Source organism: Vibrio sp. R-1 (assembly GCF_035615595.1).
Classification (GTDB): domain Bacteria; phylum Pseudomonadota; class Gammaproteobacteria; order Enterobacterales; family Vibrionaceae; genus Vibrio; species Vibrio cholerae.
Genome location: NZ_WPDC01000113.1, coordinates 1 through 9,527, shown reverse-complemented (window position 1 = coordinate 9,527; position 9,527 = coordinate 1). Strand labels below are relative to the sequence as shown.

Below are 9,527 nucleotides of genomic sequence, written 5' to 3'. Positions count from 1 at the left end.
CGAACGTAGCCAACACTGCTGCAGCTTCAAGTAGGAAGGGTATACACGATTCGCCATTCCTGTTCGGGTTGGACTGTTTTTTTCGTCCATAAACGCAAAAGTCGGTTGCAATCACCATCAATGTGATAATAATTATCATTTGAATAAGTGGAGGGGGATATGGAAAACAGAACGTGGTTATACAACGCCTTTTTTAAGGCGCAGGATCGATTTCTAGCGCATGAGGTGGAGAGCGGTTTTGAACCCGAAGTGATCTATGATTACATTCATTGCGCGCGCTTACTCGCCTCACACCATTACCAAGGTTCAAAAGAGCAAAACTTCCTGCTGTGTGAACTGTTTCTACGCCAAATCTACTTCCATTTTTTAGATGCCATTCAAGACCCTACACGTAGCCGCATTTTCCGCCGCGTCTGCCTTGATTCCATCTATATCCTCTTGATGGAGCTCAACAAATGTTATCAACAAGTGGATAACGGTGAACTGCGTTTACGCCAACTCAAACAACAATTACAACGAATTCAAGCCCCGCTTGATTAACCAAAAGGATCTGTTATGACTCGCGAATACCGAATTGAAAAAGACAGCATGGGTGAGGTCAAAGTCCCTGCTGATGCGCTTTATCAAGCACAAACTCAACGTGCCGTAGATAACTTTACGTTAAGCCGCTACACCATGCCTAGCGCGTTTATTGCTGCCCTCGCCTACATTAAACAAGCGGCGGCGATGACCAATGCGCAGTTAGGTCATTTAGAAGGCGACATCGCCCAAGCGATTGCGAATGCATCGCAAGCGGTGATTGATGGTGAGTATGCAGAACAGTTCCCGATTGATGTTTTCCAGACAGGTTCAGGCACCAGCTCCAATATGAACGCCAATGAGGTGATTGCCACCCTCGCCTCGCGTGAATTTGGCTATGCGGTGAGTCCAAACGATCATGTCAACATGGGCCAAAGCAGTAATGATGTGATCCCCACAGCAATCCAAGTCAGTGCGGCCATCAATATTGAGCAGCAACTGCTCCCCGCCTTGGCGCATTTGAGCCAAACTCTCGCGGATAAACAGTCAGAGTTGGCTGATGTGGTCAAAACTGGCCGCACCCATTTGATGGATGCGATGCCCGTGACTTTCGCACAAGAACTGGGCGGATGGAAAAGCCAAATCGACCACGCCGCGCAAGGCATCAACCATGCGCTTTCCCGCATCAAAGCCTTGGCGCAAGGCGGCACAGCGGTCGGCACAGGCATTAATGCGGATCCGCGCTTTGCACGTATTTTTGCCGATAACCTCAGTCAATTGAGTCATGTTGCTTTTCAGCCCAGCGACAATTTTTTCTATAACCTAAGCAGCCAAGACTGCGTGGTCGGCCTTTCTGGTCAGTTGAAAACCGCCGCAGTCGCGCTGATGAAAATCGCTAATGATTTGCGCTGGATGAACTCTGGCCCCTTGGCGGGGTTAGGGGAAATTGAGTTGCAAGGCTTACAACCGGGCTCCTCGATCATGCCGGGGAAAGTAAACCCTGTGATCCCAGAAGCCGTGACGATGGTCGCTGCGCAAGTGATTGGCAATGACACTACCATTACCGTGGCTGGCCAATCCGGTAATTTCCAGCTTAATGTGATGCTGCCTGTGATCGCGCACAACTTACTGGAATCAATAGAATTATTGACCAATGCCTGCCATGCGCTCGCCGATAAAGCCATCGCAACCTTTAAAGTTCGTCATGACAATCTGGAAAAAGCCTTGGCCAAAAACCCGATTCTCGTCACCGCCTTGAACCCTGTCATTGGTTATCTCAAAGCGGCTGATATTGCCAAAAAAGCCTACCAGCAAAGCCGCGCGATTTTGGATGTCGCTGCGGAAGAGACGGATCTTGATCGCGCCACGCTTGAAGCGCTGCTTGACCCGAAAAAGCTCACACAAGGTGGGATTGCCCATTAAACCTTAGCCATAAAACCCTAGTCATAAAACCTTAGCCATAAAACCTTAGCTATAAAAGAATGCGCCCCTCATTGGAGGGGCGAATTCTAGATATCATTACGGTTTTTATGCCGCTAAACGATCGATAAGGAGCCTAGATCAAGGTTAAGCAAACTTGCTGCGAAAGGCGAAATAGACCGCCCCAACCAGACAAAGCCCAGCCCACAAATAATCGAGTTTTAATGGTTCACGCAGATAAAAGACGGAGAAAGGCACAAACACCATTAAGGTGATCACTTCTTGCAAAATTTTAAGTTGCCCAACATTTAGTGCGGTATAGCCAATTCGATTGGCGGGTACTTGCAGTAAGTATTCAAACAGCGCAATGCCCCAGCTCACCAACGCCGCAATAATCCACGGTTTGTTATTCAGCTCTTTAAGATGCGCGTACCAAGCAAAAGTCATAAACACATTGCTGCAAATCAGCAGACCGACACTGACCACAATCGGATTCATTTTTACTCTGTCCTCTTTGGATAACCGTCCCAAACTACGGCGGCGCTAGTCTACAGGAGCGCCATGCCGTTTGCATCTTACCTTTGCGATGCTTTACTGCGGATAATCCGATACATATACAGCACAATAACTAGGTTGATGAGCAGAGCCGCAATACTGAATACACCAGGATGGGTAAACAACTCATACACTTCAAATGGTAGATAGATGGCTCCGCTGAGCAGTGCAAACCACTCCGTCCACAATAAGTTGTGCCAAAGACCATAAGCTTCAATCAAACGGATCGCACCATACACTAGCGCGCCTGCGGCCACCCAGTTCAAATTGAAATGGGTGAGAAGCCCCGCTTGATGCAGTAATTTCTCTGGCCAATAACTGGCAGGATTAAGGTGCAAGTGTTGCAACAGATCTTGCAACAACTGCTGGAGGCTATCGCCGGCAACATGGTGCAGCCCTAACCCCAACAGTAGCGACACAATCCCTTTGGTCGACTCTAAAATCGCGACCACTTTTAAGCCTTGGTGTGTATTCGACATGCTTATTTCACCATAATTCTTGCGTTCCATTACTTCGCTAGTTGATAAGTAATGACATACAGCTCATCGATATTGGGGTAAATCTCTTGGATCAGCGCCTTGAGTTTGGGTAATTCTATCGCTTCTTGCTCAGCGTGAAACTCGTTGATCTCATCAAACTTGAGCGGTTCAACCGCCAGAATATCTATCTCGCACACTTTACGCTGGGTTTCTAACGTGAACACTTCAACGCGAGTGCCGGGCACATAATGGCTCTCCGATTTATCACGAATGGTGATGGTCTTCTGACCAGAGGCCACCAAGGGGGTCAAAAATTCAAAAAAGGTAATTTGAGTTGGGATGGACATATTAAGAGCCTCGATAAATCGCGTATCAGGGGTGCTTTATGAAGCATTCCCCTAATGAGGTCAAGGGATTATCGAGGCTGTTGGTGTGATGAATTGGCGAATCGCGCGTGGCGCTCAATCATCCACATCGACTTCTTAGATACACCGAATTGCTTTTACTTAAAACGCCGATAAAGCCAGATCCACTGCTCGGGATGCGCGGTGATCGCTTGCTGCATCATGTCGGCTAACTGCTGCGCATCCTGCGCAATATTGCGACTTAAGTCATCGGTTTGGTGCAAGGCAAAGCGCGAGAAATGCAGTCTCTGCGTCATCCCCTCACTGAGCGCATAATGAAAATAGATCGGGCATGCGAGTTTATGCGCAAGGAAAAAAGGCGTTGCCGACAATTGTGTGGCTTGCCCAAACCAACGAACAGGCACACCTTCCGTTCGCATATCCGTATGTAACACCACCCATTCACCTTGTTTGATCCGCTGTGCTAACTCCAACATCAAGTTTTGTTTGCGTAGCAGATAGGGAACTCCGGCTAATTTCGCAGCTTGGGAGATCATGGCATTTTCATCTGGACGATCGCCTGAGCTGCCCGCACCAAAAATGGTGACGGCTTTTTTCCCATGCTGGTTAAGCCACCAAGTCACCCCATCGTAAACGCCCATATGGGGACAAACGATAATACCGCCGCCTTGGTTATCTAGGATCTCTTGAACCAAGTCAGGCTGTTCAACTTGATATTGGTAACGCTTAAGATGGCAAAACCCGAGTAAATTCTTCAATGATAAGCGAGTAGATTGCTCAACAATCGCCTGCTTTTTTATCTCATTCAAATCAGGTAACGCGTAATTAAGTTGCGTTAAAGCCGCTGCCATTTTTTTCCGACTTATCGGCTTGGCCACGAGGCGGCATAAACCATTTTTTATCGACAGTGGTAAATAAAATAAGCCTGAGGTTAACGCTTTTAACCAAAAAATACGCACATTATTCCCCTACTTCGCTCACTAACCAATCAATGACTTCATTGACTGACGATTCCATAGTTAATGGCATATCAAATAGATTAATTTGTGCCGAAAACTGGCTTTCTACTTTGGCGACAATATCGATGAAAGAGAAGGAATCAAACTCATCGAAAAATTTATTGGTGAGTATCGATGAAATACCCTCAATACTGGTTTGTAATCGCTCAATAAGAATATTTTCAATGGCTTGTTTCATATGTCTGACTCGCTAATTGTTGTTGTAAAGCTTTAATATCGGTTTTGCCATTGGCATTTCTTGGTAATTGTTCAATGGCATACCAACGCTTAGGCACAAAAGTCGGATTTAATTGTTGTTTGCATTGGCTCAACCACAGACCTGGTTGCCATTGGGTATGGGTATCCACAAACGCTACCGTGCCGCTGGCATAGCCCGACTCACTTAAAGGCCAAGGTACAATCGCCACGCTGTGCGCTTGAGTCACGCGGCGAACAACGGTTTCAATCTCTTCTAATTCCACCCGTTGTCCGGCAATTTTCACTTGGTGATCGCGGCGCCCAAGATGAATCAGCACGCCATTTGATTTAGTGACAATGTCACCTGAACGATACCAAATACGCCCTTCGTGCTGGAAAAAGGCACTTTGCGTATTCAGCGGATCATTCAGATAACCCTTCACTAACTGCTTACCCGACAGAAGTAATTCTCCGCGATACCCCTCGGGTGCAGATTCAAAGCGCATCAACTCACCTTGTTCGTTGATAATGGCTAAACACTCCTCTTCAAAAGCACGGCCAATCGGCACCGATGCCATACCTGAATGGGCGACAAATCGATGATAGGTAATGGCAATCGTGCACTCTGTTGGACCATACAGATTGATCACCGGCTGCTGGGTAGCCTGTTGCCATTGTTCGGCTAAATCATGCAGCAAAGCTTGTCCGCAGAAAAAACTCAGTCTCAGAGAAGGTAAACTGTGTGGCGTTAAGGTTTGTCTTTGTAGGGCCAACTCAATAACAGTAGGCACAGAAAGCCATACCGTTAATTGATGGTGACGAATAAATTCTGCTGGACTTAATTTCGCCAATTCAGGCACAACATATAAACAAGCACCAGAGATCAAACTGTAAAAAATATCATGTACCGAAAGATCAAAAGTCAAATCAGAATATTGTCCAACTCGATCTTGCGCATTGAGTGGAAATAGTTTGTCAATTTGGCTGATATAGCTATGCAAATTACTGTAACTGACCGCAATACGTTTTGGCTTACCAGTCGAACCTGAGGTTTGCATGATATAAGCGTACTCATGTTCATTGTCTAAATGGTATTTCGCTACCAGTAATTCCACATCTTGCTCGGTTATTTGCACTGTGTGAAAAGTGTGCTGAGGATATTGCTGACGTAACGGTTCAATATCTACATCAGGCAGCGCATAAATGTGTAATCGGTCTATGCAAGTCTCAAGTAAGGAGGACAAACGACTCAATTGCTGCGCGTCTACCATGATGGAATCACATTGTGTCGCGATCAGCGTCTCTTGGATCTGTTCTGTTGTTGCTCGCGCATTGAGCGGAATATAAGTCATACCGCCCAAATAGCTCGCCCAAATCGCAGAATAAGCCGCGAGATCGCGCACCGAAAGGATCGCAACTCGCTGCACGCCCTGTAAATGCCAATAGTCACTCAATGAGAGTGCCATATCGGTCATCTCTTGATAGGTGTAGCTTTTCTGTTTAACCCATAATGCAGGGGCATGTCGGTTAGCCTGAATGGCCGCCAAAATAGAGTGTCTTGTCTCGCAGTACATCGCCATTTTATTGATAAATTGGTTATGCACGACACCATAACCCTCTCTCTGTAACAAATCTGTCGCAGAATTGTATGGCATTGTCAGCTACCGAGCGCCCGGTCTCCTTTCTATGGCGCGAAAGTCTACAACCCATAATCGCAACTAGTTGTCGAGCAACCGATTGACAATAGACATATCAAAATGGCGTTTCGTGGTGATCGCGTAGAAGCTTTCGGTCACCGCGTCCAGTGTTCCGTAATTGCACAGCCGCCCTGTTTCAATTTCATCTTGTACCACGACCTCGGGCACCACAGTGACGCCTTCCACATCGCGCGCCAATAGACGCAACATCGCCATATCATCGACTTCCGCGTAGGGCGTTACCGCTAACCCTAACTGTTCACAATACAGATCAAATTGCAGCCGAATTTCACTGCTTGCCCCCGGCACCAAGGTTTTCACTTTAGGTAAATCCTGCGGAAATTGATAACGGCGCAAAGTGTCGCTCGGCGGTCCGACAAGGCAGACACTTTGCTGTGCAATGCGCTTACAACGCCAAGGCTGCGTTGAGTCACTCGGTACCGGACGATTGGAAAGGATCAGGTCGAGCTTATGCATTTGTAACTGACCTAGAAGATCTTCCAAGGTAGAGGAAGACAAGATAAGCCGCACATCCGATTTACCGAGCACAGGGCGTAAAAAGTTTTCCTGAAAGTTTCGCGATAAGGTCGCCACCGAGCCAATCCGTAATTGCTGTACTCGTTGTAATTCACCGCTCTCCATGATCGAAAGCAGCTCGCCGCTCAAGTTAAATATGCTTTCGGCATATTCCAGAACCAAATGCCCAACTTCGGTGAGCTGCAAACTGCGCCCTTGGCGCACAAACAGATCATGCCCCAATTGACCTTCTAACTGACGAATTTGTGAAGAAAGCGCCGATTGTGACACATTGAGTTGCTGCGCAGCACGAGTGAGATGCCCCTCTTTAGCCACAGTCCAGAAGTAATGTAAATGGTGAAAATTCAGATGTCGCATCGCTTTGTTCTCTTTTATAGAACGTTTTGTTAATAACAATATATTTTACTTACTCATTCCTTCGCAACCACAATAGCGCCACCGATAACATCTTATTTTTCAATCAGGAGGCCGACCCATGTCGGAACTGTCACCCCAGTGGCTCCTTGTTAGTTTGTATCTTGGTGGCCTTGTCTTGAGTTTATGGTCACCTCAACAGCAGTGGCGTATCGCCAAGTTCGCCACTCTCGCTGGCTTCATCGCCATGCTTGGAAATACCCTTTTTGCGATAGGACAAGCGAGCATCAACCTAGTCCCTGTCGATGGATTAGGCGTCGTGATGGCGCTACTCGTCTCGCTCCTAGGCTGGGTGATAACCCGCTTCGCCCATCGTTATCTGCAAGGCGAAGCGCAGCAAGCGCGTTTTGTCACCGCCACGCTGTTTACCCTAAGCTGCGTAGCCTTGTTGGTCACCAGTCAGCATCTGCTTGTGATCGTACTGGCGTGGAGCGGAACCAGCGTTGGCCTACATCGTCTCCTGACCTTTTACCCAGAGCGCAAAGCCGCACGCGTGGTGGCACACAAAAAATTCTTAGTCAGCCGTTTTGCCGAAATCTGTTTGTTGTTAGCGCTCGGTTTGATCTATCTCGATGTCGGTAGCTTGTCGCTACAAGAGATTCACTTCGCGTTAAACGCGCAGGATTCGCTGCCACTTAGCTTAACTGGGGCTGCGTTGTTGCTCGCCTTCGCTGCTATCTTAAAAACCGCTCAGTTACCTCTGCACGGCTGGCTGATTCAGGTGATGGAAGCGCCAACGCCAGTCTCGGCATTATTGCATGCGGGTGTGGTTAACATGGGGGGATTCGTTCTGCTGCGCGTCGCAGAACTGATTGGGCTTGCGCCTTCGGCGCAATGGTTGCTGGTGATCGTCGGTAGCCTCACTGCGGTGCTCGCTGGCATGGTCATGCTGACTCGGATCAGCATTAAAGTTCGTTTAGCTTGGTCAACGTGCGCGCAAATGGGCTTTATGCTGATGGAAATCGGCTTAGGCTTATATGAGCTCGCCCTGCTCCATTTGGTGGCACATTCACTTTATAAAGCTTATGCCTTCCTAAGTTCTGGCGAAGCGGTGGAGCGAGCACGTCTGCATGATTTTCAAGCCCCACAAAGTGTCAATGGTAAAGCCGTGGGGGCCTTGCTCGCGGTAGGGCTCAGCGCAGCGCTTATCCTGATACTGCACCATTTATGGCAATCCTTAACACCAGATTTGCATCTACCCAATGCGGTGGTCGCGATTCTCGCCTTAGGTTTTGCTCCGCTACTTTGGCAAAGTGGACGTTTTACACCAAGTGGCTTGAGCCTCGGTGTGCTGCGGGTTGCCCTACTCACCCAACTCTATTTCGTGTGGCATCTGCTGTTTGCGGGTTTAGCACCCGAGCTGCGCCCCGCTAGCCCACTCGCGCTGAGCTTTGTGATGTTCTGTTTTATCACCTTGTATCTGATGCAAGTGCTGCTCTGCCTCTACCCCAAAAGCCGTTTATCACTGTGGCTCTATCCTTGGGTTTACCATGGTTTTTATCTTGATGAGACTTTTACGCGCCTGACCTTCAAATATTGGCCCGTGCAATTGACTCTGCCTACCGCTCTTTCATCAACTCATTCATCAACTCAAGCGCAACCGACGACAGGAGAACGCGTATGAATGCGCCACGTTCGCTCTCAGCTTTAAGCACTACCGCTAACCCAGCATTATCGACACTTGTCGAACAAGTCTGCGCCTTGATTGCTCCTAACTGGCCGCTGGATCGCATGATTGCGGTGAGCCCTTATTGGAAACGGATTGATAAGCCCTTTGCACAAGCCGCCGCCGAGCTCAAACAATTGGCCGCCTCCCCCATGACCATGACGCTCAGTGATTACCACCTTCGTTGGCAAAATAAGCAAATCCAATCAGCGGATTTGCAACAAGCCATCGCTGAACAAAACAGTGACCTTAGCGAATCCACCTTGATTGCCGCTTTACAACAGCCCACAGCGCCGAGTCATCCTTGGCCATTGCTGTGCGACACCGTCGATAGCCGGCGTGATCTTGAGCATCATCCCGCATGGAATGACGCCATCACCCATCAAATTTCGCAATTTTGCGCCGCCTATTTTGACCATCATCAAGCCGATTGGAGCCCAGATCAGCAAACCGGACTCTTTGCCACTTGGCGTGAGGCGATGATCCACGATCGCAGCATCACGCTGCTGCTCAACGAGACAAGCGTAAAACAAAAAGCCACCAAGCTTCCCGAGGATGCTATGGCCGCCATCGAGCAAACTCTAGCGCAACTCGCTATTGCCCCTGCGCAACAAGAAACGTATTTACAAGCCGTGTTAATGCGCATCAGTGGCTGGGCATCCTGGTGTGCTTATCTCGCA

At 48.3% G+C, this 9,527-nt stretch carries 11 protein-coding genes; 4 read left to right on the top strand and 7 right to left on the bottom strand.

The window, feature by feature from the left end:
- Positions 1-159 precede the first annotated feature (159 nt).
- Positions 160-540, top strand: a complete 381-nt coding sequence (locus GOU96_RS15995; RefSeq protein ID WP_000431618.1) for a hypothetical protein — start codon at positions 160-162, stop codon at positions 538-540.
- 15 nt (positions 541-555) lie between these two features.
- Positions 556-1,941 carry a class II fumarate hydratase gene (locus tag GOU96_RS15990; RefSeq protein ID WP_324702015.1) on the top strand — a complete coding sequence of 462 codons (1,386 nt, stop codon included), beginning with the start codon at positions 556-558 and terminating at the stop codon, positions 1,939-1,941.
- 144 nt (positions 1,942-2,085) lie between these two features.
- Here GOU96_RS15990 and GOU96_RS15985 read toward each other — a convergent pair whose 3' ends face one another.
- The 7 genes from GOU96_RS15985 to GOU96_RS15955 form a co-directional block, all read right to left on the bottom strand.
- Positions 2,086-2,436 carry a DMT family protein gene (locus GOU96_RS15985; RefSeq protein WP_001068360.1) on the bottom strand — a complete coding sequence of 117 codons (351 nt, stop codon included), beginning with the start codon at positions 2,434-2,436 and terminating at the stop codon, positions 2,086-2,088.
- Between the two features lie 77 nt (positions 2,437-2,513).
- Complete coding sequence (locus GOU96_RS15980) at positions 2,514-2,972, bottom strand: DUF2127 domain-containing protein (RefSeq protein ID WP_071178271.1); 459 nt, start codon at positions 2,970-2,972, stop codon at positions 2,514-2,516.
- Between the two features lie 29 nt (positions 2,973-3,001).
- A complete protein-coding gene (yqfB, locus tag GOU96_RS15975; RefSeq protein ID WP_029627540.1) occupies positions 3,002-3,319 on the bottom strand; it encodes a N(4)-acetylcytidine aminohydrolase in 318 nt (105 codons plus the stop codon).
- A 155-nt stretch (positions 3,320-3,474) separates the two neighbouring features.
- Positions 3,475-4,296 carry a glycine--lipid A transferase AlmG gene (gene almG / locus GOU96_RS15970; RefSeq protein WP_148519581.1) on the bottom strand — a complete coding sequence of 274 codons (822 nt, stop codon included), beginning with the start codon at positions 4,294-4,296 and terminating at the stop codon, positions 3,475-3,477.
- A gap of 1 nt (position 4,297) precedes the next feature.
- Positions 4,298-4,534 carry a lipid A modification system glycine carrier protein AlmF gene (gene almF, locus GOU96_RS15965; RefSeq protein ID WP_000806242.1) on the bottom strand — a complete coding sequence of 79 codons (237 nt, stop codon included), beginning with the start codon at positions 4,532-4,534 and terminating at the stop codon, positions 4,298-4,300.
- Positions 4,518-6,188: a lipid A modification system glycine--protein ligase AlmE gene (almE, locus tag GOU96_RS15960; protein ID WP_267781758.1), complete on the bottom strand. Its 1,671-nt coding sequence runs from the start codon at positions 6,186-6,188 to the stop codon at positions 4,518-4,520. Before almE ends, almF begins: the two co-directional genes overlap by 17 nt.
- A gap of 63 nt (positions 6,189-6,251) precedes the next feature.
- Entirely contained in the window at positions 6,252-7,124 is an 873-nt protein-coding gene (locus tag GOU96_RS15955; RefSeq protein WP_001216246.1) for a LysR family transcriptional regulator, read from the bottom strand.
- Positions 7,125-7,242: 118 nt separating this feature from the next.
- Between GOU96_RS15955 and GOU96_RS15950 the strand changes: the two genes are divergently transcribed.
- Positions 7,243-8,805: an NADH-quinone oxidoreductase subunit L gene (locus GOU96_RS15950; protein WP_267781760.1), complete on the top strand. Its 1,563-nt coding sequence runs from the start codon at positions 7,243-7,245 to the stop codon at positions 8,803-8,805.
- On the top strand, positions 8,802-9,527 hold a 726-nt coding region (locus GOU96_RS15945; protein WP_324702014.1), incomplete at its 3' end, for a putative inorganic carbon transporter subunit DabA. The genes GOU96_RS15950 and GOU96_RS15945, both read left to right, overlap by 4 nt.